The sequence below is a fragment of the Myxosarcina sp. GI1 genome, from assembly GCF_000756305.1.
Classification (GTDB): domain Bacteria; phylum Cyanobacteriota; class Cyanobacteriia; order Cyanobacteriales; family Xenococcaceae; genus Myxosarcina.
In genome coordinates this window covers 175726-198265 of the sequence record NZ_JRFE01000016.1, presented here as the reverse complement: position 1 = coordinate 198265, position 22540 = coordinate 175726, and the positions used below count along the sequence as shown (strand labels likewise).

Below are 22540 nucleotides of genomic sequence, written 5' to 3'. Positions count from 1 at the left end.
ATGATGAAAATTGGTATTGTGGGTTTGGGTTTGATTGGTGGTTCTCTGGCAATTGATTTGCGATCGCAGGGACATCAAATATTTGGTATATCTCGTAAAGAAATAACTTGCAAGATCGCTTTAGAAAGAAAAATAGTAGATCTAGCTAGTACGAACTCAAATATTCTCAACGAGACGGAAATTGTTTTTGTTTGTACGCCAATAAAAGCGATCGCGCCTACAATCGAACAAATAATTCCCCATCTTCATTCTCAAACCATTATTACCGATGTAGGTTCGGTAAAACAGCCCGTAGTAGAAACCTGTTCTCAGTTGTGGGCTAACTTTGTCGGCGGACATCCAATGGCAGGGACGGCTGAAAGCGGCATCGAAGCAGCGCAATCCAACCTGTTTGTGGATGCATCTTATGTTTTTACTCCTGACAAGAATACTTCTCCCGAAGCTGTAGAAAGATTAAAAGCGATCGCCCTATCTCTAAATGCCGTACCCTATATCTGTGATGCTAAGATACACGATCGCGCTGTCAGTTGGATTTCTCATTTACCAGTGATGGTAAGTACCAGTTTAATTACATCTTGTCTGTCTGACGAACCAGAAATCTTGCAATTAGCCAAACAGCTTGCCAGTTCTGGCTTTAGAGATACTAGCAGGGTAGGAGGCGGCAATCCCGAACTAGGAATAATGATGGCAAAATACAATCGTGCAGAACTATTACGATCGCTTGTAAAGTATCGTCAGAGTTTAGATAAAGTTATTACACTTATAGAAGCTGAAAATTGGGATAATTTAGAACAAATATTGCAAACCAATCAACAAGCCAGACCAAAATTTTTAAACTAAACGTGTCCAGCGATTCTCCATTAACTAATAAACTTTCTTTACAAGAAAAGGTCGCTTTTTATTTAGAAGATACGCGAACGATTGTTGGCTTATGGTTTAGTTTGATTATTCTCGGTTTAATTTTGCTCTCTTCTGCAATTTTTGTCGCCGAGACATATCCAATTTCCGATCGCCTCAGAAACATTATAGAAATTTGCGATCGCCTGATTTTAATAATATTTACTATAGAATATTGTTTGCGGTTTTGGTCTGCACCTAATAAAACTAAATTTTTCTTGAGCTTCTTTTCTTTTATAGATTTATTAGCTATTTCTCCTTTATTGTTTGGTTTTATCAATATTAGCTTTATTCGGGTTTTTCGTTGGTTTCGGATTTTAAGAATAATTCGTTTTTGGCAATTTGAAACCGAATTGTTTGGTATTAAAGCTCAAGATAGTATAGTTTTTGCTCGAATTTTTTTAACTCTATTTTCGATAATTTTTGTCTATGCTGGTTTGATTTATCAGGTAGAACATCAGGTAAACGATCGTGGCTTAGAAAACTTTTTCGATGCTTTTTATTTTGTGGTAGTTACCATGACCACTGTAGGTTATGGCGACGTTACTCCGCTGTCTGAAGCAGGTAGAGCCATGACCGTACTAATGATTTTTACAGGGGTATTATTTATTCCCTGGCAGCTTAGTGAGTTGATTGGACTAGTGGTTAAAACCGCTACGTCAGTAGAAGAAAAATGCCACAACTGTGGTTTATCTCGTCACGAACCCGATGCTATATTCTGCAAACAATGCGGCACGAAGTTAGATACTGAAGAAAATGAAGGCTAGTATCGATTATCGACAAGAATTAGAAGATGCGATCGCAAATTGTTAAAAAATTAGAAAGAGCTTTCTTTAATAAGATAGAATCTGCTTATGCAGACCAGTTAGCTAATGCGATCGATATTTTGGAAGAGGCGATCGCATCTACGCAAGACGCTGAATAAATTCTCGATGCTCGGTTGAGTCTAATCCCTGTTGCAATACTGCTAACACTTCATTCATTTTCCCCGATAATAAAGCAGAGATGTTTAACCACAAGCCAGGAAAGACTACAGAACGAGTAACACCTCGCTCGTCAGCTTCTAACTTTATATACTCTCCCGCTTCGAGGCAAAACCAATCTATTTCTCTGTCGTATACTCGCCAAACCAAATATTCTTTTACACCATTGCGTCTGTATGCCCGTTTTTTATCGTGCAAATCATAGGCAGCACTACTTGCAGCCACTTCGACGATTAGTTCTGGTGCGCCTTCAATGTAGTCATCATCGCTAATTATGGCTTGTCCGCCTTCAATTAACAAAACTGCATCGGGTTGAGGAGTATTGTCTAAATCTAAGCGAACGGTAGGATTATCTCCTAGCTCTACTCTTGGTGTAAATACTTTATACACTCCCAACCATGTCATTAGATCGGCATGAGGTTGACCGTGACTTCTAAAACGTAAAGCTGCTGGCACGTAGACGACTCCTTCTATTAGTTCGGCTTTTTTGAGATGAGGCATTGCTGCATAACGCCGTTCAAATTCATTACGTGTCAGGCGATCGCCGTTTTCCAAAGGGGGAATAATAGAAGTCTTAGCATTCGTTTGATTGGCTATCATCTCGATCTTTCCTACGCGAGCCACCTTACAATCTTAACTTAGACGTAGTTTGAGTTATTTATGATTGAAGCGGTAATTTTTGATATGGATGGGTTGCTAATTGACTCGGAACCCCTTTGGCAAGAAGCAGAAATAGCAATCTTTAAGCAGGTAGATATAATTCTTACGCCGTCAATGTGTTTGCAAACTAAGGGATTGAGAATCGATGAAGTAGTAGAGTATTGGTATCGAAAATATCCTTGGAGTAATCTTTCTAAGTTAGAAGTCCAAGAGGCGGTCGTAGCTGAGTTAATTAAGTTAATTTATGCTAAGGGCGAAGTCTTGACGGGAGTAGATCGCGCCATTTCGTTTGTAAAAAAACAAAATGTCAAAATTGCTTTGGCTTCTTCTTCGGCATATAAAATTATCGATGTGGTATTGAACAAGCTAAATTTGACCGATACTTTTGCAGAAGTGTATTCGGCAGAGTTAGAACCTTTAGGTAAACCCCATCCTGGTGTCTATCTGACAACAGCTAAGAAACTTGGTGTGTCTTCTGCTAATTGTTTGGCTATTGAAGATTCTTTAAATGGTGTTTTAGCTGCTAAATCAGCACAAATGAAGTGTATAGCCGTACCAGAAGCACAAGAAAGAGATAATCCCAAATTTGCGATCGCCGATTATATTTTAAATTCTTTACAAGAGTTAGATACAGAGGTTTGGCAGCGACTTAATGATAATTAACTCTGTTTATTATTAGTTAATAAATAAAAATATCTTCTCAACCTGCCTCTAGCATTAGTAGCAAGCATTTTTACATAAGTCATGGGATTGGTGTATTTTTGCATCAAAGAAGTAATATCGCTGGCTTCAGTTTCTGGCAAATGCCACTGCGCCATAACCTCCAGACTATTATCGAGAAATTTAGCTTTGCAAGCACTGCGTTGTACTTTGCCACTAGAAGTTTTAGGTAGTCCTCCTGGTTTGAGCAAGGCGATCGCATAAACGTCGATAAGATGTTGTTGAAAAATTGCCCAGCGAATTGCTTCGACTATGGCATCAACTGGCAAACACTTACGATAGCTGCGCTCGATTTCCTGAACGATAACTAACCGTTCTTTACCCGCTACCGTAATGGCAAAAGCTGCACCAGAGTTAACTTTTAAAGCAGGATGACACTGTTCTACAGTCAGTTCTAAATGTTGTGGATAGTGGTTGCGTCCCCAAAACACTAAAACATCTTTAAATCGTCCCGTAAGATAAAGTTCGCCATCAGAGATAAAACCCAGGTCACCAGTACGCAAAAACTGGCGATCGCCATTTGGAAAACGAGCTTGAAAGGTTTTTTGAGTTACTTCTGGCATTTTCCAGTAACCTTTACCAACGCTGGAACTAGAAAACCAGATTTCCCCGATTTGATTTGGCGCGCACTCAGTCAATGTTTGGAGATCGGCGATCGCAACTTTACCATCTAGCCAGGGATAACCAGCACTAACGAGGGTAGTTACTCCTGCTTCCTGGCGATTATCGCTTTCTACTACTTTATTTTGTTCTAAAGCTGCCTTGTCTAAATGTTTAACTACTAGTAGTTTGGCTTTACTTCCGCCAGTAATCATTAACGTTGCTTCTGCCATACCGTAGCAGGGATAAAAAGCCGTCTCGCGAAACCCACAGGGAGCAAATTTACGGCTAAATCGCTCTATTGTTTTTTGTCGCACAGGTTCGGCACCGCAAAAGGCTAATTCCCAACTACTAAGGTCTAGTTTGGCTAACTGCTCGTCATTGGCACGATCGCATAATAAATCGTAGGCAAAATTGGGTGCGCCGCTGGTAGTAGCCTGATAGCGGCTAATTGCCTGTAGCCAACGTAGGGGTTTTTGGACGAAACTAATAGGAGACATCATCACACAAGAGCCTCCAACATAGATGGGTTGAATGACATTGCCGATCAAACCCATATCGTGAAATAAAGGCAACCAACCAACACCAACTAAATCCGAACTGTGTCCGAACGACAGTTTCAATATTTCTTGACTTTGCATCAGGCTACGGTGTGTTACCATCACTCCTTTTGGTTCTCCCGTAGAACCAGAAGTGTATTGCAGAAAAGCCAGACTATCGGAATTTATTTCGGGAAAATTTAGGCGATCGCTTGATTTAAGATTAATTTTATCCGTATTGAGCCAATGCAAGTCTAGTTTTAAATCTACTAACTGGTCTTGAAGCTTAGTTAGCAAACTAGATTCGGTCAAAATTGCCTCGGCTTCAGTAGAACGCAAACGTGCCTGCATCTCCGTCACTCTCAAACGATTGAGGGGAGGATTATAAGGAACTGCTACTACTCCTGCATACAGGCAGCCAAAAAAAGCAGCGATAAATTTTAAGCCTTCGCCGTAGGGATAGATTAGTAAAACTCTCGCGCCAGGAGTAGTCAGTTGCTGTAATCGTACGGCGATCGCTCTGGCACTTTGCTCTAAGTCTCGATAGGTCAGTTCGATTGTTTTGTTTTCACCATCTTTGAGAAAAATATAAGCCGTCTTCTGAGGTTGGGAAATGGCTCGCTGTTGTAAGATTTCTACTAGATTAGAATCGTGTTTTTGAGACATCGTAACTGACAAAGATTGAAAATTCAGAAAAAATAATCGTTGTAAATTATTGCGAGTCTAATATGACTTTTTTCTATTGACCTCCAGTAGGTTTTTCCTCTTTTCTTGGTTTTACTCGTATTCCTCTAACTCCGTCTTGATTGTAATTTTTGACAATTCTTTGAGCATAACCATAGCTAATTCCTACCGCCACAGCACTATTTTTAATCGTCTAACCTTATGCTATTTTCTACAGTAGATGCCATCTTCTCGATTCAATTGGATTTTTACTTTGTTGATATCGCTTTTTAAGCTCGAACCTACTGAGTTGTGATGCTAAATAAGCTTTTTTTGGCATTGGTGATATCAGCTATTTTTAGCTTTTATTTTAAACTACTTTATATGGAATACTTTAAAATTTACTGTATGTCTCGCTCACTTTCTCGTCGCTCCAATAAATTGACTGCAATATCGTACCAAACCGAGCGATATCGCTTGTGTTCTGAGCGATCGCTTAGCTGTATTCCTCTTAGTTCGGGATACTGACGATGAAACTCGTTGTCTACATTTTTAAAAAAAACTCCTGGTTCTAGCTCCAGAGCTAGAACTCGCTGATAAATTTCCTGTTGGCGTTTTTGTTCTCTTTTATCAAGAGCTAAATTACTAGAATTAGAGTCAGAAATAAGTGAAGCATCTGCCTGAATTAGCTTATCTTTAATTACGGCAAAACTAACTAACCCAGGTATTAATACTACTCCTGAAACAATTAAACCCCATTGCCAAGCTTTTATCTGTCTTAACTCACTACGACTAGGTATTCTAGTTGCTTGTCGCGAAAAATTAGTGGCATTAGATGCAATTTGAGAAACACTATAGCGAACTTGAGAAACTACTTGGCTGAGGGGAACAGTAATGTTAGCGGTACTAATATTTTTGGGTGCTACCACTAAAGTACGAATTTGAGAAATAAGAAGATCTAGAGGTGTTTCCGTTTGTGTTTCTATGCAGTTACGAAGCTTGGTAACAGACTGATAGCGATCGCGAGGATTGTAAGCCAACATCTTGGTTAAAATTTTTTGCCAAGAAGAGTTTAGTTCTATTTCCTTATCCCAATGCCATTTTCCTTTTTGAGGATCGTAAAGTTCGTGAGGTTGTTTTCTAGTTAATAAAACTAAAGCTGTCGCCGCCAAAGAATAAAGATCGCTACAGGGAAAAGCCTGTCCGCTTCGCATTTGTTCTTCTGGCGAATAGCCCTTTTTACCAATTAAAGTAATCGATCTCCCTGTAGATCTCGATACGGCATTAGCAGCTATTTTTACGCAGCCAAAATCAATTAAAACGGGCTTCCCATCAACGTCGCGTCGAATCAAATTATCGGGAGAAATATCGCGATGGATTAAATTTTGAGAGTGAATATATTCGAGTACGGGCAGCAATTCTATAATCAACTCGGTTACTTCTGCTGCGCTTAGTTTTCCCTGTTGTTTTAAAATCTCCCAGTAGGTTTTGCCTTCGATATATTCTTGAACCAAAAATAATGCTTTTTTATCTTCGATGCGGGTTCGGAGTAAAGCTTCAAATCTGGGAATGCGATCGTGGCGTAGCTTATAAAGTATTCCTGCTTCACGTTCAAAAAGTTCTTCGGCTTTTTCTAAATCGCGATCGCTTTCTACTTGGGGAGCAAATTCTTTTAGTACGCATAATTCACGATAGCGTTGGGTATCTTCTGCCAGATATGTTCTGCCAAAACCACCCCTACCAATTTGCTTGATAATGCGATAGCGATCGCTGAGAATTGTACCATCTCGTAGTAAAGCCGAACTTCGAGTCATACCTAGTTTTATCTATTTCCAGAAAACACAGCTATTTTAACAAGGCTTTTTTAGATCGCCATCCCTCTACTTTTTTGACTGGCAACCGTTATATTTATTTAGCTGCTATTAGCTATTTAAACTTGAGTTTCTCATTAAAAATACTTGCTTGTGACAGTTTTTGTTTTAACTAAGTCGCTTTCAATAGCTGTAAGCTTTTCTTATAGCTAAAAGCTTTTTGATAAATAACTCAGGCTGTTGCAGGGAATAACCTGAGTTATGTCTTTGAGCGACATAGCAAACCTAATATCAGTCGTTTTCTGTAGCTAATTGTCTTCTAGTCCAGCTAGACAACCATAACTGTAGCGGTTGACGATATTTTAAAAGCGATAGATTGACTAGCAAGCAGGCTGTTCCCAAGCTAAACAAAATAAAAGATACGGGCGTAACAACACCAATAACAAACCAGGTAGAAATATGCAGAAATAAAGTTATAGCAAGAACTGAGGCGATCGCTACAGATAACCGCATTAGTAGTACCGATTTCCTCAAACCTAACAGCACCATAGTTTGGATCGTAGCTAACAAGTTAGCTGGTACTAGAAATGCACAGATAGCTACACAATTGTTACGTGAAAATTCAAAAATAGGTTCGAGAGCTAGCATAAAAAATGATTTATTAGCTTTTATGTGCTTATTTTAGCGAGCTTTTTGATAACAACCAACTAGTTTTTAGTTTTAAAATCCAATCTTTAGCAAATATTAATAATGTCCAAATTTATTTGTGTTTTTTCGTGCTATTTATTATAAAAGCAACTATCAAAAGGCTTAACTACCAGTTAAATTACTTTATTTTTTTATTAAATAAATTATTGTTATATCGCGCTTTATTTTTTAATTTTTGTGATTTCTTATTATGTTTATTGCGATCGCACAAAAATTTTTATTTACATAAGAATAGGATATTGAAGATTCAACATTTAATTAGATCGACATCATAAGAGTCGAATTTGCGATCGCGAGTAACAATTGTCAAATTGAGCGTTTTAGCCTGAGCAATTAGTAGGCGATCGAAAGGATCTTGATGATGCAGTGGTAGTTTTTCTACCGTTAGAGCTTGTTCGACAGTAATTGGAAGTTGCCGAAATTTTTTCTTTTCGATTTGTTCTGCAAGATCGTCAGGTGCTTCTAGTTTTTTTAAATATTTTTTGATGGCTATCTCCCAAGCAGAGGCAGCAGAGACAAAAACTATATTGTGAGGATTGGCAATTTCTTGGTAGGCTTGTGTTGATAGTCGGGAATTTTTGCTCAACCACCAAATCAGAGCATGAGTATCTAACAGAAGTTGCACTATTCTTCTTCATCCATAAAAGCAGCTAATAGATTGGGTGGAAGTTCATCATCAAAATCATCGCTCATAGTTACTTTGCCTTCCTAACCTCCAGGAATTCTTGGTTTTGGTTCTTCTTGATAAGGTATGAGTTTTACTAAAGGTTTTCCCGACTTGGCAATAATAATTTCTTCTCCTGCCAGTGCCGACTCAATTAATTTGGATAGTTGAGTTTTGGCTTCGTGAATGTTGGCTATTTTCATTTTGCAAATTACCTAGCTAAACTTAGCTAAGTTCAACATTAATTCTCAGTAACATAATATTGATTAAAAAATGCCGATCGCTATTTGAATTGCTCTTTGAATACGTGCAAATGATTCCAAAGTTATTTCTCCATAAGGATCGCTTTCTAGGTAACGTTTCTCTATAGTAGTCATAACATCACACATCGCCACCGAATCTACATTCAGCCCTCCTTCACCACGATCGATCTTGACACGACTGGGATTAGCTGCATCAGAAGTATTGCTAGAAAAAGGAACGACTAAGACAGTTGAACTATATTGATTGCGAATATCTATTGACACTACTACTACAGGACGTTTCTTTGTATCTCCAGATTGTTTTAATGCCTTAGATAAATAAACCTGACGCTGGCGAGGAAAATTTGCACTATTAACCATTTCCTAATCAGAAGGTTTCTGTGAAAATTCATCCCAAGCGGCGATCGCTTGCTCTTGAGTCGATCGCGCCCACTCTTGTTCAAACTCAATATCTTTCTGGGAACGATTTTGATAGAAGTTTCTTAACTGTTCCTCAATTTGCTGCTTATGCCACAACCGCAAACCTGCTTCTACAGCAGCAGAACGATTTTTGGTTAGGCGATCGATTTCTTCAAGCAACTGTGAATCTACGGTAATTGATATCCGTTGTTTTGAGGAATTATTAGTCATAGGTGTTTATTGTATCTCTATACAAATAATCATACTTTTTATATATATTATTTATGAATGAGTTCCAACAGCTATAAAAATTTCTTTTAATGCAAAATAATTCAATCGTTGCTCGTTATTCTCCCTCAAGATACATAGGCTCAACTGTCCCTGGATTATACTTATGTCTAATTCTTGCTAATTGCTTAAAATCGACATCAACAGAACCAAACTCATCTAGATTTTCTGCTCGATAGTATCCACATTCGTAGCTCTCCGCTAAAGCTAGCATCATTGTAGTTATGCTGTTAAAGACAAGTGTTACTTCAAAAATATCGCTAATGTGGTAAACAGGGGCAGTCTCTACAACCTTGTCTCCACCAGCTACCGCAAAATATTCGCTCTCAAACTCAAACAATAGGAAAAGATAAGCAGGCTCGTTGTCTCGTTCGCGTTCTGGTATAGACTTGGATAACATTTCTGATTGCTCTATGGCACGCTCTAGTTCTAAAAAATCGTGATAAACAAAAAGCATTCGTTCGGAACTTATACCATTGCGCCATTGATATAGTTCACAGACTTCTCTTGGGACTTTAAAAGGAAGCTGTTCGAGTCGCCTAGAAATTTCTTCTTCATCTAAACCAGGTAAAAAATCATCAACGAAGTTAGGAGCATATTGTTCGAGCCAAGCTACAATCGTTTCTAATGAATCTCTCATCAGAGAAGCTCTCAACTGTTTTAAGTTGATGGTTGGGGATGAAGAATCGCGAATGAATTTAGCAATACGGGGTTCTTCTTGATTTTGCAGCAAGGCAAAAGCTACCCATAACAACGAACCTGCATCTTCTGTTAAGGCTTGTGGTAGCAAACCAAAGGGATCGGAATCCTGTAGAGAGGCTATAATTCGCTCTGAACCTAGTTTTTGAAATAGAATTTCTCGAACTTGAAAATCGCTCTCCATAAACAGCCAGTCCACATCTAAGTTTTCGACGGAATAACTCTCAACGATCGCTTGTCTGAGGCGAGGATTTGTTTCTTGTTGATATTTTTCAGCCAACTCTAGTTTGGGGTTTAGCGGTTCAGTCTGCAAAGCTCCCCGATAGGCATAAACACAATAACCGTCTGAAAATTCTATGGCGGGTTCTCCAGAGGCGTGTAGTTGTCTTTTTTCATCTAAAGAAATTTTGGTAGGGCGATCGCAAATTACGCAAACTTTTTTAAAAGGAAAAATCCAACCACAAGTTTTGAGTAGAGCTTTAGATGTTTCCCATTCTTCTTGGCGATGAGGCAATTTCAGTACCGAAAAACAAAAATCCCACTGACAATAATCTGCGGCTAGACTGCTCGTAGTAATACTATTGTAAAATAGCTGAGGTCTTATTATTCCTCTAGATATGTTTTCTATATACGCCATAGCTTGCCGTCCTTCTGTGAGCTTCTGCTCGTCATCTACTGAAGGATCGTTAAACATAGTAGTGAGACGCTCTGATAAAGCTTGAAGTTCTGGGTTTTCTTCCTCTTCTGTAGAATATAAATTTTTTGTAAGCTTTTGTTCTATCAAACGGTATAGCTCGCCAAGATATCTCAAGGGTTCACTGAAATGCTCATGAAGTTGAATCTGCAAAGTTCGAGAGCCATTCTTATTGTTAGTAAAAAACCAACGATTATGATGCTGAATCTCTTGATTTAAGCGTTCTCCTAAGTCTCCAATTCTTTGTTCGAGTTCGACTAGTTTCTGTATTCCTTTGTAGGGACTCTCGCAGATGTAGATTTCTGGTTCTTTAAAACCATTAACAGAGTATGCGGCTTTAATAGCAGCGATCGCCTGTTGTGAGTCTATACGTTCGGTACAGAGAGCTATTTTTGTCTATTTTTCTCTGTAATGCTGTGTTAAAGCTATCTGTTCTGAAGAAAGCCGATCGTTCATTTTAGATAATTCTATTTGTTATCAATTAGCTAGTATAAAAGTACTAATATAATACTGGCGATTGCCAGTTAAGCAAAATACAACCTAACAACCATTAAATTAAGAATTATCCAATACCGCTTGCATATATCTACCCCATAGAGCCGCAGCCTGGTAACTACTGCCGTTGGTAGGGGAGTTATCGTCATTACCGAGCCAAACACCCGTTACTAAGTCTTTTCGGGGTAAATAACCGATAAACCAAAGATCGACGCTGTTATCTGTAGTTCCCGTTTTTCCTGCCTCTCCTTTATCAATATTTGCGGCTTTACCCGTACCGTCTTTTACCGCACGTCGCAGCATTCTAGTCAATCTATCTGCGGTTCGTTCTTCGATAACTTCGCGAGAATATCGCTCGTCTTCACCTATAGAGTAGATTTCACGGCAGGTATCGCGATCGCTCGGATCTTTACAGTCGCTACCATCTAAAATACGATTGATTGCATGGGGACGATGCCAAACCCCATTGTCGGCAAGAGCCGTATATGCTCCAGTCATCTCTAAAACGTTGGTTTCACTCTCGCCAATAACCAAACCAGGAGAAGCCGTTAGGTTAGATTCAATTCCCATCTGCTTTGCTAAATCGATAATTCGCTCTAACCCTACATCCTGAGCTACTCTAATGGCTACTGCATTTTCCGACTGTTCCAAACCGCGATACATATCGATGTCGCCGCTACTGCGTTCGCAACCTCGATAACGCTGTCCTTTCCAGAATACGGGAGCGCAAGAATATTCTTTGTCTGGATCTATTCCCTGTTCTAGTGCCGCAGCATAGGTGAAAATTTTAAATGTCGAACCTGGCTGTCTTTGTGCCTGTACCACCCGATTAAACTGGCTTTGGTTGTAGTCAACTCCCCCGACTAAAGCCACTATTTCTCCCGTTTCGCTGTCGAGAGTCACTACCGCACCTTGAGAAAAGCCCAAACGCGAACCGTCTTCATTTACCGAATAGCGCAGTGCTTCTTCTGCTTCTCGCTGTATTTCTGGTTCTAAACCTGTTTCAACGATAAAGTTTCCTTCATTTGCTACTTCCGAACCCAATAAAGCTTGCAGTTCGTCAAACACATAGCTGTAAAAATAGGGTGCAATAGTATTAGATAGAGTTTCTCTAGCTTTGGGACTGACCTCGATGCGCGATCGCCTGGCTCGCTCTCCTTCTTCTTCACTAACCATACCCATTGCCACCATGCGATCGATAATGCGATTCCGCAAAGCTACCGCAGTTTCATAGTCTTTTATGGGGTTGTAAAGATTGGGTGCGGGAAGCACCGCTACTAGGGTAGCAGCTTCAGAAAGATTGAGATCGGCAGCAGATTTTTCAAAGTAAAATTGTGCCGCATCTTCAAAGCCATAGTTACCTACACCTAAATAGACGCGATTGAGATAGGTTTTAAGAATTTGGTTTTTACTATAGAGAGTTTCTAGCTTTAAAGCCACCCACATTTCTCTTAACTTACGCCCTGCGGTAGTTTGTCTGCCTACTTCGGGGAATAAACTACGAGCTAATTGTTGGGTAATGGTACTCGCTCCTTGACGCACTTCTGAAGATTGCAGATTGACAAAAACTGCTCTAGTAATGCCTATGGGATCGACACCAAAATGCCAGAAGTAGCGGCTATCTTCTGAAGCAATTACCGCTTGGGGAAGATATTTAGAAAAGTCAGATAGTCTTTTTAGTTCGTGGTGAGTGTTTTGAGCGATAGGATTAATGGGAGTTTCTCCATCGCGAGCATAAACTACTATGGGTCGTGTCGATTCTTGAGGTAGGGGATATACGGGAACTTTTGCCCATTCAATACCTAATAATAAAATTAATAACCCCAAAATACCGCTAGTGCCGTAGAGTGCGTAGCGAATTGCATACAGCCATAGAGGTGGTGGATTAAAATAATTTAGCTCGACGGCAGCAGCCAGTTCTGGCGGTCCTAATGTAAAGCTTTCTCCATGATAGAGTGAAAATGATTTAAAACGGTGTTTGCCCCGATAGATGCCGTTGGTAGATGCTTCATCCTGGACGATAAAAGCGCGGGGGTGTTTTTGGTTTCTTTTTAAAGTTACATGAGTTTGACTGACGACAGCATTGCGAATGCTAATATCGCAGCGAGAACTACGTCCGATAGTATAGCGATCGCCCGTTAGCTGATAGACCTGTGGTTCGGTAGCATTAGCATCTTTAACTCTCAATTCTGGTACTCGTTTTCCTGGCTGAAGTTCGATCGCCTCAAAGTTAACTTTAGCTCGAACATTGCGTACGGCTTTGGTAATGGCTTTACTAATTGGCGATCGCGAGTTGCCAGAGGGAGGTTTGCTAGTCATTAGTTTTTTCTAGGGCAAAGACACAAATCAAAATTATTCTCATTTTAAGCAATGCTACTAGGGATCTATTTTGTCTTGTGCCAGAAGATATAGCATTACGTTAGTTAGATTAAGTTAATTGGTTTTTTTAGGTAAAAGGCAGCAGGCAACAGGTGACGTAACAGTTAATAGATTTATTTTCTTAAACTGCTATGTAATTAATCGCAAAAATAACCCAGGTAAACTTTTACTTCGTTGCCTGGGTTAAATATCTATTTAGTTTTTTAGTCTGGCAAAATCAATCGGCGATTTATGCAATGCCTAGCCAATGAAAGAAGCCTTGTCCTGTAGCTAGCTCGACGACAAGAGCGGCAAGAAAACCAATCATTGCCAGTCTACCGTTCCAAATTTCTGCACTGGGGTTAGAACCAAATTGAAACTTGGTGGCAAATTCGCCGTATTTACGTTCTGATTGTTCTGCATAGTGTGGTGTTGTGTTAGGAGTTGGGTTAGTCATGATGATACGATAGATAATTTCGTCACTGAGTAGTTGACTCTTCTTCATATTAAGCAAAATAAATTTATATTTTTTCTATCCAAAGTGATAAAACAGACCGCAGCAATTAAATATTATTAATTGTTATTCGATCGCTCAATTTTTTAGAGTATATAGTTACTTTTTTTTGATTTTTAAAATAGTTTTTGTTTAAATGTCAGCGACAAAAAAAATCAAATTTTAGAAATTGCGCGATCGCAATATTTATTCGTTTATAACTTTGTATAGATGTAAATAGTAGTAAATCTTTCTCAAGAGCTAGCTTAAAATTTATAGCTCTATAAATATCTATTTTCCCGTTCGATTAAATCCTGAATGCGATCTAATGCTTTTTCGGGAATAACGCCGTCGGCAACTAGTTGCTCGATCACTTCTCCTTCACTAATGCGAGCGGCGTGAGTAGCTACCTGTTTTTGCAGTGCGCTTGCCAATTCTTCTCGGCTCGTCCCCATTGCCTCAACTCTTCTAAATGCTCCTTTACTTGCTTGCTGGTAAAACGAAATACAGTCTCGTGCTACTGCCTCTTCAACTGCGTGGGCAGCAACCAATTGTTTTACTTGCTTGACGATTTTTTGACTTACATAAGCAGTTACAGCATCATATTCATAACGAACTGCTGCTAGCTGTCCGTGACGTTTGCCGAAAAACTTACGGTTGCCAAAGAAATGCTTTAGCTGTTTGAAAATTAACTTTTCTAAAGGAGTTTCTAACGACCAAAGAGCAGGCATTCGCGGTGGAATTTGACCGTCTAAAACACTATCCCTTTTAGCATCAACCATAAGTTCTAATTTGTGCATGGCATTTTCTAACAAAAGTCCTCGGTCGTATAATTCGATATGAGCTTGATGCTCGATTCTAAGTACCTGTAACCAAAGAATTTTACGCGCCATTCCAGGATCTAGTTTGAGTTCTTCCCAAATCTTGGAAACGGTAGTTTCTGCTTCATCTAGAACCTGTTGATAATCCCTTTCTATTTCAGTAATGATTTCATTATTAAACAGTCGCATCGATTCTAGCTTTTGCAGTAATTTTAGAGCTTCGCGCTTGGCTAAAATAGTTGCCTGAGCTTTTCCCAATCTTTCTAACATAGGCGGTTCGTCTATTTTGAGCCAGCTAATTAATTTTCCTGTAGTCGTACCGCCAATCAGGATCGTAAACAGGGCTACCCCTAAAGTCATGGCGATAATTAGATCGCGGTTGGGAAAATCGCGATCGAGACTTAGTGCTAAGGCTAAAGCAACTGCTCCCCGTAGCCCTCCCCAAAAAGTCACTAGTTGATAGCGCCAGTTAATTGGCTCCGATCTTTGCAACAGGTTAGAAAGCGGTGTCAAACCAAAAACCGCTACCGCACGGGCAATAAGGACGACAATAATTGCCCAGCCAATAGAAAACCAAAAAGTCGAACTTTCCGTTCCGAGTCTGGTAATAAAACTGCTGGTTGTCAGCCCTACTAATAAAAAAATCAAACTGTTGGCGATAAAAGCTCCATAGTCCCAAAACTCTTGCAAATAAATTCGTACTTCTGGTTTTAGTCGATGGGTTAGATACCAACCTACTACCAACCCTGCCGACATGACTGCAATTACTCCCGATACTTTGAGGTAACGTTGGGCAAAAATGAATGCTGCGTAGGCAATAACAATAGTTACTGTAGTTTGAATCAGGGCGTTATGTTTGGCTTGGGTAATAGAATAACCAAAAATGATGGCGGCAATAACTACACCAACCAAAATTCCGCCAAGCATCACAACTAAAAAATCAACTGAGGCTTCTCCTACTGTTAATACCCCTACCTTACCAGAAGCGATCGCCGACATTACTAGATCGAAAAGAACGATTGCTGTGGCATCATTGAGCATACTTTCCCCTTCTACCAGCATTGTCAGACGCTTGGGAACGCCCAATTCTTTGAATAGGGCAATTACTGCCACTGGATCGGTAGCGGAAATCAAAGCTCCAAAAACTAAAGCTCCGCTAAAAGATAAAGGTGTCAGCCAGGCAACCAAACCACCAACGATGGCTGCTGAAACTAACAGTCCTAACCCTGCTAACATTAATGCTGGTGTCAGGGTTTTAAATAAAAGCTGATTATCTAGAGCGATCGACGATTCAAAAATTAGCGGTGGAATGAAAATAAATAGAATAATATCGGGAGATAAAGTTAGAGAGCCGAGAGGATCGGCTGCAAAAACCAAAGGGCTGAGAAATCCCAAACCCAAACCAATTACCACCAATCCTACTGTATAAGGGATTTTGAATTTTTTAAGGGTAACTGCTCCCAAACAGGCAATGAGCAACAATAGCAGTAGCTCCACTTCTGAAGACAAAAGCGGGCTAGATGAACTTTCCATTTAAAGTTTTTTATTTTTTATTTCATTGTTGAAATTTGGTATTAATTATTTTAGTTGATTAGATCGCCCGAAAATTAAGTGATGTTAATATATTTTGCGGAAATAGCAAATGCGATCGCCTTACTCATAGTAAGGCGATCGCAACAGGCGATCGAACTCATTGGCAATTAACTTATAGCATTCACAAGCAGAAGTTTTTAATTTTTCTGGATCGGTAATAGTTATCGAGCCGCGCACATAATGAATAATGCCTTGCTCTTGAAATTTAGAGGCAACTGTTGTTACTCCCGCGCGGCGTACCCCCAACATCTGAGAAATAAATTCTTGAGTTAGCTTAAATTCGTCTTTCCCGATGCTGTCTCGCACCATTAACATCCACCGAGCAAATCGCTGTTCGATAGTATGGTAGCGATTGCAGGCAGCAGTTTGTCCGAGTTGAATGATTCGAGCCTGAACGTAGGACATCAACGCCTGCTTTAATTCTCTATTGTGTTCCATCTCTTCTTGCAGACGATAAGCAGCAATTCTCACACCAGTTCCGCCTACCTGAACTATAGCTGTAGAGTTAGTATAAGTAGTATTAAGGATGATTGGCAGTCCTACCATGCCTTCATTACCAATGACTCCAATCTCGGTAGTCGAACCATTTTCCATAATTGCTACGGTAGAAACAATTGCGTGAGAGGGAAAGTAGGCATAGTCATAACTTTCCCCTGCGTGATAGAGAATTTTATGTTGGGGTAGCTCTACTGACTGCAAATAAGGAACGAGTTTTTGATATGTTTCTGAAGTTAGAGCAGCTAATAAACGATTGATTGGTTTGTGGTGATGGGAAACTGCCATTCATTGACTCAGCTAAAAATGTCACTATAGCTAAACCTCCTGTTCCCCGTTGTATAGGCAAAAATATTTTTTACTTTTAAGAAAAATTAGAGTAATTCTAAACTAGAATTTTTTTGCTTAGCTTACTCACAGTATCAAAAATCGATTGATGTCAATGTTCCCTAGCGGACATAAGTTAACAAATATTCATAAATCAGCTAAATTTCGACAACTTGATAGCACTCGCAAGCAATTTCTTCTAAGGCTTCGCGATTCAAAATTTTAATCTTACCTCTTTGATAATCAATAATTTGCTGCCGTTGAAGTTCCGCAGCAATTTCTGAAACACCAGTACGACGTACTCCTAGCATCCGAGAAATAAATTGCTGTACGATCGAAATCCTATCATTCTCAAGGCGATCGCCAAGCATCAGCAGCCAGCGAGCAGTTCGCTGTTTGACTGTATGATGATTGTTACAGGCACTACATTGGCTCACCTGGTTGAATAAATTTAAAGCATAACGTAGTAGGTTAGTTTGCAGCCTCCCACCTCGATTGTATTCTACGCGCAGCGACTTTACGTCTATTTGCATTGCGGCACCGTTTATTTGCACCGTAGATAGACTATTAGATATTCCATCTCCAAGAAATTGATGCGTCCCTACCATTCCTTCTTTACCGATAATTCCAATTTCTGTAGTCGAACCATCTTGCATCGTCGAGACTATAGACACCACTCCTTCAATAGGAAAATATAAAGATTCAATCTGTCGGTTGGCTTTGAGAAGAGTTTGACCCCGAACAAGCTTAATTAATTTAAGGCGATCGCTTAGTCGTTGGTATTCTTCGGGTAATAGTGCTGACAGTATGTAATTGTTTTTTGGTTCGTTCAAAATAAAGGAAACTTACTTTTCCTACTGATATTTATGTTAATTTTTCAATAACTGATATATATTTCTAGTCGATCTAAGAGACTATATTTTTGGTAAAGGCAGTAGGATTGCACTAAGACGGCAATAGATATTCTCCGATTTCATTTAAGATTGCCAAAAGTTCGATTAACTACTTAGTGCCAGAGAATTATTGTAGGCTTTATTGACTTTATTTAGTAGTTCTAGAATATCGAAAGGTTTGGTAATTACTTCTATTTCTTCGCCAACTTGCGATCTAACTATTTCTTTACCATTCATCACAGCGGTTAGAAAAATAATTGAAATCGAACGAGTAGTTTTATTAGATTTCAGCAGTTTATAGATATCTAATCCATCAATATCGGGCATTGCTATATCCAGTAAAATGACATCTGGTCGTTCTATTATTGCTTTGGTAATACCCACTTTGCCGCTTGAAGCCGTAAAAATTTGCCAGTCGGTGTAATTTTCTACAATAAATTTAACCAAAGTAAGAGTATCATCATTATCGTCTATAATTAACAGCCGTTCGGGAACCATAGCTTCCTCAATACTTTTGGTAATAACTAGAGCGAAACTCCTCGACAAGATTTAAACTTTTAGAACTACTACCCTTTAATTTTTCATAGTTTTTTAACCGTGTCTGAGCGATAGCAGACATAGTGAGCTATTGTGTTTTTAAGTTGGCAATTAAGAACGATAAGGTAGGGTCGAGAGAGAGTATGACCTCTAGCTCCTACTAAAGGCTAAAAGCTTTTTTTAATTACTCTCAGAAACATATTTTAAAATATCGTTATTATTTTTATCGATATCATAAACAAAACCTAGAGCGATCGCGATTCTTCTTCTCAACCCAAAAGATGGATATAGTTTATCTTCTAAACCAGTAACTGCATAATTGTTAGCAGTTTTGACAATTTCAAGAGTAGTAGGTTTTGATAAATTAGTTCCTAAAAGATTAAAAATATTATTAGCACATTCATTTTTAGACATCTTTTCTAATTCGGTAACTCTTTGCTCGTATGCTAATAAAACAGCATCTAAGCAAACGCTATAATCATAAGAATTATCAAAATTAAATTTTATTTGTTCTACTTTAGGATCTAAAATCGCAGTTGGGGAATTATCATATTCATTGCTGTTTTGAACTGGAGGCGGACTTGTAGATTCGCTAGCAATTTGTCGTATCTGGTTATTAGTAGAGTCGTAAATATACATGCCAGAGCTAATTCTAGCATCGGGAACTATACAAGCCACTTCGCCAGTAACGTCATGCTTAATTTCTGCCACATCTCCCTGACAGTCGGTAACACTGAAACCCCATTGAGTAGATAGTTCTACCATTTGGTTAGTGGTTTGAGCAGGTTGAGATTTACTGGCAGTTGCTATAACTGGCTGTATGCCAATACTAAAGCCTAATATTATTGATAACTTTATAATTTGATTCATTTTAAATATATATTTTTAGTAGAAGTTTAACTAAGATCTTAATTAGATTATTGAAAATTTTTGGTTAACGCTTGCCAGCAAACAAATTTAAATTTAGGATGCTAACAAAGGTGCGGCAGATAAAAGTTTTTTGGTGTAGGGGTGTTCTGGCTGAGTAAAAATTTTCTCTGTGGTGTCGAGTTCGACAATTTTACCAGCATTCATTACCGCAATGCGATCGCAAAAGAACCTGGCTACCCATAGATCGTGAGTGATAAATAAATAAGTGAGGTTAAACTCAGCCTTTAAAGCCAACATCAATTCTAGTACCTGGGTTTGCACCGTCGCATCCAGCATACTAACTGGTTCGTCACAAATTATTAATTGCGGATTAGTAATTAAAGCCCGTGCGATCGCCACTCGCTGCTGTTGTCCTCCCGATAGTTCTTGCGGATAGCGACGGTAATATTCCTCGGCAGGAGTCAAACCTACCTTAGTTAGCATCTGTTTTACCTGTTGTCTGGCTTTATTAGCAGTTGCCAAATTATGAATCGACAACGGATCGGCAATACTATCTCCGACTATCATTAACGGATTGAGACAGGCATGGGGATCTTGAAACACCATTTGTAGCTGGCGACGAGTAGCACGCAATTGTTTGTTATTAAGCTGAGTCAAGTCTTGACCTAAAAATTCTACCTTGCCAGAAGTAGGCTCGATTAGCTGTAAAATCGTCCGAGATAAAGTGCTTTTACCGCAGCCAGATTCCCCTACCAAACCCAAAATTTCTCCTGAGTAGAGCTCGAAACTAATATTGTCTACTGCTTTAATGACTTTTTTTTCGGACGAAAATAGCTGTTGAATTAGATTGCTTTCTAGAGTGAAATGCTGCTTGAGTTCTTTAACTCGTAAAATAGGATGCGCCCGTTCTGTTTCGATAATATTTAATTTGGCTGCGGTTGGCTGTTGAATATGCAATGCTGCCTCTAGCAAAGATTGAGTATATTCATGTTGGGGATGGTGCAGAATCGATTTAACTAATCCTGTCTCTACCATCTTGCCGTCATACATTACCCCAATGCGATCGCAGTATTCTCCTACCATTGCCAGATCGTGAGAAATTAATAGTAGTGCCATGTCTCGGTCGCTACACAGTCTGGTAAGTTCGGTTAAGATTTCGGCAGAAACGGTAACATCTAAGCTAGTAGTCGGTTCGTCGGCAACGATGACTTTGGGATTGAGTAACAAAGCCAGGGCGATCGCCACACGCTGTCGCATACCACCGCTAAACTCATGGGGATACTGTTGGTGGCGATCGCGCGGTATTTTAACCGTTTCTAAGGTGTCTGCAACTATTTGTTTGGCTTGCGATCGCGATAACTCTGGCTGATGGGCTTTCAAAGTTTCTAAGCAGTGTTCGCCAATAGTCATCAACGGATCGAGGCGCGTCATCGGATCTTGGAAGACTAAGGCTACTACTTCGCCGCGAAATTCTCGTAACTGTCTGGGATTTAGTTCAAAAACCGACTTATCTTGAAAAATCACCTCTCCTTCTACCTGACTGCCTGTAGGTAACAGGCGCATAATTGCCCTACCTAAAGTAGATTTACCGCAGCCAGATTCACCTACCAAACCCATTTTTTCTCCAGCTTTGAGGGTAAAAGAAACATCATTTACCGCCCAGGTAGTTTCTGCTTCGGAAAGACGAGGATATGCCACTCTGAGATTCTTTACCGACAACAAACTTTGAGTTGTAATTTGAGTCATAGCGGTTGGAGATAAGATAATAATTCTCCTGCATTTTAATTACTAAAGTGAAAAATTGCCTCTGGTGACTACGAGTTTTTACAATACGAGAATGATTAAACTAAATTTGCCAATTTTTCTCTCGGTCGCTAAAAGCCTATTATTAATTGTCGTTTGGTTGAGTTTGGCGGCTTGTCAGCAGACAAAAACTCAAACTCCCTCTGCCGATGCTGCCGATCCTACCGAAAGGAAAGATACACAGTTAACCTTAAACAATGCCGTCTGGCAACAGTCCAACAGACAAGAGAATACCGTTTGGAAAATTCGCGCAGAAAATGCTGTTTACGGAAAAAACAAGCAAACAGCACAATTAGAAAATGTTACTGGCAATTTACTGCAAGATGGCAAAATAATTTTGCAGCTTAGTGCCGAACGAGGAGAAGTACGCGACAATGGCAACTTGATTTTACTCAACGATAATATAGTGGCAACCGATACTCGTAACGGTGGAACCATAAGCAGCGACGTAGTAGAATGGCAACCGAATGAAAACTTGTTGCTAATTCGACAAAATCTCAGAGGCAATCGCGACAAAGTTCGAGTAACGGCAACCGAAGGTAGGTATTACACCGATTCCGAAACTTTAGAATTGCAAGATAAAGTCGTGGTAACTACAGCAGAACCAGCATTACAGTTAACTAGCGATCGCCTGACCTGGAACATTGCTCAAAATATAATTAATAGTGAAGTTCCCCTGCAAGTAGTACGCTACCAAGATGAAATTGTAAGCGATCGTCTGGTTGCCGATCGCGGTATGGTAGATTTGGCAAACAACACCGTAACTTTAGCTAGCAATATAGAATTAATTTCTACCAATCCTCAGTTACAGATTGCTACCAATTCTTTAAACTGGAATTATCAAACGCGGATAATTAATACCGAAGAACCAATTCAAATTATCGATCGCGATAATAATTTAAGCGTTACGGGAAATTCTGGCGAAGTAGATCTAAGCCGCAACATAGCTCATTTAAAGGCTGGAAGTAAAAGCATCAACAATAATAATTCAGCACAACTCTATGCCCAAGAATTAATCTGGAATTTGGACACAGAAGTTGTAGAAGCGATCGGCAGTGTCGTCTATCAACAAAGCAAACCGCAGTTAAACGTAACTGGTAATAAAGCAGAAGGAAAATTAACCGATAACAGCATTGTCGTTACTGGTGGTAATGAATCGGGACAGGTAACTTCAATAATTGATGACTTATAATAATTCTATTTTTCTCATTCGTATAAAAAAATAGCCCGTACTGACAAGGCACTGCCTTGCCTTTACTCTATTTCA

General features: G+C 39.4%; 22 protein-coding genes. 5 read left to right on the top strand and 17 right to left on the bottom strand.

The genetic code is table 11. The features are described 5' to 3' along the window. The first annotated feature begins 3 nt into the window (after positions 1-3). Genes KV40_RS12475 through KV40_RS36965 form a run of 3 tightly spaced genes read left to right on the top strand, consistent with a single transcriptional unit; the run spans position 4 to position 1822 of the window. On the top strand, positions 4-840 hold the full coding sequence (locus KV40_RS12475) for a prephenate/arogenate dehydrogenase (protein ID WP_036481686.1): 837 nt from the start codon (positions 4-6) through the stop codon (positions 838-840). A gap of 2 nt (positions 841-842) precedes the next feature. Next, on the top strand, positions 843-1664 hold the full coding sequence (locus tag KV40_RS12470) for an ion transporter (protein ID WP_036481684.1): 822 nt from the start codon (positions 843-845) through the stop codon (positions 1662-1664). Positions 1665-1690: 26 nt separating this feature from the next. After that, the gene (locus KV40_RS36965; protein WP_256381123.1) at positions 1691-1822 is read left to right on the top strand and encodes a hypothetical protein; all 132 of its coding nucleotides are present in this window, start codon (positions 1691-1693) and stop codon (positions 1820-1822) included. Here the strand turns inward: KV40_RS36965 and KV40_RS12465 are convergent. Continuing rightward, positions 1803-2480 carry a Uma2 family endonuclease gene (locus KV40_RS12465; RefSeq protein WP_036481941.1) on the bottom strand — a complete coding sequence of 226 codons (678 nt, stop codon included), beginning with the start codon at positions 2478-2480 and terminating at the stop codon, positions 1803-1805. The genes KV40_RS36965 and KV40_RS12465 overlap by 20 nt on opposite strands. Positions 2481-2540: 60 nt before the next feature. On the opposite strand from KV40_RS12465, the gene hxpB reads away from it, so the two are divergent. Further along, positions 2541-3203 (top strand): hexitol phosphatase HxpB, encoded by a 663-nt coding sequence (hxpB, locus tag KV40_RS12460; protein WP_036481683.1) that lies wholly within the window; start codon positions 2541-2543, stop codon positions 3201-3203. Here hxpB and KV40_RS12455 read toward each other — a convergent pair. The 16 genes from KV40_RS12455 to KV40_RS12380 form a co-directional block, all read right to left on the bottom strand. After that, positions 3200-5065, bottom strand: coding sequence for a fatty acyl-AMP ligase (locus tag KV40_RS12455; RefSeq protein WP_036481680.1), 1866 nt, complete (start codon positions 5063-5065; stop codon positions 3200-3202). The two genes, hxpB and KV40_RS12455, sit on opposite strands and share 4 nt — an antisense overlap. A 398-nt stretch (positions 5066-5463) precedes the next feature. After that, positions 5464-6876 (bottom strand): serine/threonine-protein kinase, encoded by a 1413-nt coding sequence (locus tag KV40_RS12450; protein WP_036481678.1) that lies wholly within the window; start codon positions 6874-6876, stop codon positions 5464-5466. 288 nt (positions 6877-7164) lie between these two features. After that, the gene (locus KV40_RS12445; RefSeq protein ID WP_052055595.1) at positions 7165-7521 is read right to left on the bottom strand and encodes a hypothetical protein; all 357 of its coding nucleotides are present in this window, start codon (positions 7519-7521) and stop codon (positions 7165-7167) included. 307 nt (positions 7522-7828) lie between these two features. Next, the gene (locus KV40_RS12440; protein ID WP_052055594.1) at positions 7829-8206 is read right to left on the bottom strand and encodes a type II toxin-antitoxin system VapC family toxin; all 378 of its coding nucleotides are present in this window, start codon (positions 8204-8206) and stop codon (positions 7829-7831) included. An 83-nt stretch (positions 8207-8289) separates the two neighbouring features. Continuing rightward, positions 8290-8448, bottom strand: a complete 159-nt coding sequence (locus tag KV40_RS12435; RefSeq protein WP_172657282.1) for a type II toxin-antitoxin system Phd/YefM family antitoxin — start codon at positions 8446-8448, stop codon at positions 8290-8292. 63 nt (positions 8449-8511) lie between these two features. Further along, complete coding sequence (locus KV40_RS12430) at positions 8512-8868, bottom strand: type II toxin-antitoxin system PemK/MazF family toxin (RefSeq protein WP_036481674.1); 357 nt, start codon at positions 8866-8868, stop codon at positions 8512-8514. Between the two features lie 3 nt (positions 8869-8871). Continuing rightward, a complete protein-coding gene (locus KV40_RS12425) occupies positions 8872-9138 on the bottom strand; it encodes a ribbon-helix-helix domain-containing protein (RefSeq protein WP_036481672.1) in 267 nt (88 codons plus the stop codon). A gap of 115 nt (positions 9139-9253) precedes the next feature. Continuing rightward, complete coding sequence (locus KV40_RS12420; RefSeq protein ID WP_156114024.1) at positions 9254-10678, bottom strand: DUF6745 domain-containing protein; 1425 nt, start codon at positions 10676-10678, stop codon at positions 9254-9256. A gap of 465 nt (positions 10679-11143) precedes the next feature. After that, positions 11144-13402: a PBP1A family penicillin-binding protein gene (locus KV40_RS12415; protein WP_036481669.1), complete on the bottom strand. Its 2259-nt coding sequence runs from the start codon at positions 13400-13402 to the stop codon at positions 11144-11146. A gap of 289 nt (positions 13403-13691) precedes the next feature. Then, entirely contained in the window at positions 13692-13898 is a 207-nt protein-coding gene (locus KV40_RS12410) for a chlorophyll a/b-binding protein (RefSeq protein WP_036481937.1), read from the bottom strand. Positions 13899-14215: 317 nt separating this feature from the next. Further along, the gene (locus KV40_RS12405) at positions 14216-16288 is read right to left on the bottom strand and encodes a Na+/H+ antiporter (protein WP_036481666.1); all 2073 of its coding nucleotides are present in this window, start codon (positions 16286-16288) and stop codon (positions 14216-14218) included. Between the two features lie 120 nt (positions 16289-16408). Continuing rightward, positions 16409-17131 carry a Crp/Fnr family transcriptional regulator gene (locus KV40_RS12400; RefSeq protein ID WP_036481663.1) on the bottom strand — a complete coding sequence of 241 codons (723 nt, stop codon included), beginning with the start codon at positions 17129-17131 and terminating at the stop codon, positions 16409-16411. 197 nt (positions 17132-17328) lie between these two features. After that, positions 17329-18003 carry a Crp/Fnr family transcriptional regulator gene (locus KV40_RS12395; protein ID WP_216595604.1) on the bottom strand — a complete coding sequence of 225 codons (675 nt, stop codon included), beginning with the start codon at positions 18001-18003 and terminating at the stop codon, positions 17329-17331. Positions 18004-18168: 165 nt separating this feature from the next. Continuing rightward, entirely contained in the window at positions 18169-18609 is a 441-nt protein-coding gene (locus KV40_RS12390) for a response regulator (protein WP_253274240.1), read from the bottom strand. 171 nt (positions 18610-18780) lie between these two features. Continuing rightward, positions 18781-19470: a hypothetical protein gene (locus tag KV40_RS12385; protein WP_036481654.1), complete on the bottom strand. Its 690-nt coding sequence runs from the start codon at positions 19468-19470 to the stop codon at positions 18781-18783. 93 nt (positions 19471-19563) lie between these two features. Next, a complete protein-coding gene (locus KV40_RS12380) occupies positions 19564-21216 on the bottom strand; it encodes an ABC transporter ATP-binding protein (RefSeq protein WP_036481651.1) in 1653 nt (550 codons plus the stop codon). A gap of 91 nt (positions 21217-21307) precedes the next feature. Here KV40_RS12380 and lptC point away from each other — a divergent pair, with 91 nt between their 5' ends. Continuing rightward, positions 21308-22465 carry an LPS export ABC transporter periplasmic protein LptC gene (gene lptC / locus KV40_RS12375; RefSeq protein WP_052055593.1) on the top strand — a complete coding sequence of 386 codons (1158 nt, stop codon included), beginning with the start codon at positions 21308-21310 and terminating at the stop codon, positions 22463-22465. Positions 22466-22540: the final 75 nt, after the last annotated feature.

What these genes read in the sequence shown, in the direction of transcription:
- KV40_RS12475 (WP_036481686.1), top strand. Translation starts at nt 4, where the DNA reads ATGAAAATTGGTATTGTGGGTTTGGGTTTGATTGGTGGTTCTCTGGCA.
- KV40_RS36965 (WP_256381123.1), top strand. Translation starts at nt 1,691, where the DNA reads ATGCGATCGCAAATTGTTAAAAAATTAGAAAGAGCTTTCTTTAATAAG.
- KV40_RS12465 (WP_036481941.1), bottom strand. Translation starts at nt 2,480, where the DNA reads ATGATAGCCAATCAAACGAATGCTAAGACTTCTATTATTCCCCCTTTG.
- hxpB (WP_036481683.1), top strand. Translation starts at nt 2,541, where the DNA reads ATGATTGAAGCGGTAATTTTTGATATGGATGGGTTGCTAATTGACTCG.
- KV40_RS12455 (WP_036481680.1), bottom strand. Translation starts at nt 5,065, where the DNA reads ATGTCTCAAAAACACGATTCTAATCTAGTAGAAATCTTACAACAGCGA.
- KV40_RS12450 (WP_036481678.1), bottom strand. Translation starts at nt 6,876, where the DNA reads ATGACTCGAAGTTCGGCTTTACTACGAGATGGTACAATTCTCAGCGAT.
- KV40_RS12445 (WP_052055595.1), bottom strand. Translation starts at nt 7,521, where the DNA reads ATGCTAGCTCTCGAACCTATTTTTGAATTTTCACGTAACAATTGTGTA.
- KV40_RS12435 (WP_172657282.1), bottom strand. Translation starts at nt 8,448, where the DNA reads ATGAAAATAGCCAACATTCACGAAGCCAAAACTCAACTATCCAAATTA.
- KV40_RS12430 (WP_036481674.1), bottom strand. Translation starts at nt 8,868, where the DNA reads ATGGTTAATAGTGCAAATTTTCCTCGCCAGCGTCAGGTTTATTTATCT.
- KV40_RS12425 (WP_036481672.1), bottom strand. Translation starts at nt 9,138, where the DNA reads ATGACTAATAATTCCTCAAAACAACGGATATCAATTACCGTAGATTCA.
- KV40_RS12415 (WP_036481669.1), bottom strand. Translation starts at nt 13,402, where the DNA reads ATGACTAGCAAACCTCCCTCTGGCAACTCGCGATCGCCAATTAGTAAA.
- KV40_RS12410 (WP_036481937.1), bottom strand. Translation starts at nt 13,898, where the DNA reads ATGACTAACCCAACTCCTAACACAACACCACACTATGCAGAACAATCA.
- KV40_RS12405 (WP_036481666.1), bottom strand. Translation starts at nt 16,288, where the DNA reads ATGGAAAGTTCATCTAGCCCGCTTTTGTCTTCAGAAGTGGAGCTACTG.
- KV40_RS12400 (WP_036481663.1), bottom strand. Translation starts at nt 17,131, where the DNA reads ATGGCAGTTTCCCATCACCACAAACCAATCAATCGTTTATTAGCTGCT.
- KV40_RS12385 (WP_036481654.1), bottom strand. Translation starts at nt 19,470, where the DNA reads ATGAATCAAATTATAAAGTTATCAATAATATTAGGCTTTAGTATTGGC.
- KV40_RS12380 (WP_036481651.1), bottom strand. Translation starts at nt 21,216, where the DNA reads ATGACTCAAATTACAACTCAAAGTTTGTTGTCGGTAAAGAATCTCAGA.
- lptC (WP_052055593.1), top strand. Translation starts at nt 21,308, where the DNA reads ATGATTAAACTAAATTTGCCAATTTTTCTCTCGGTCGCTAAAAGCCTA.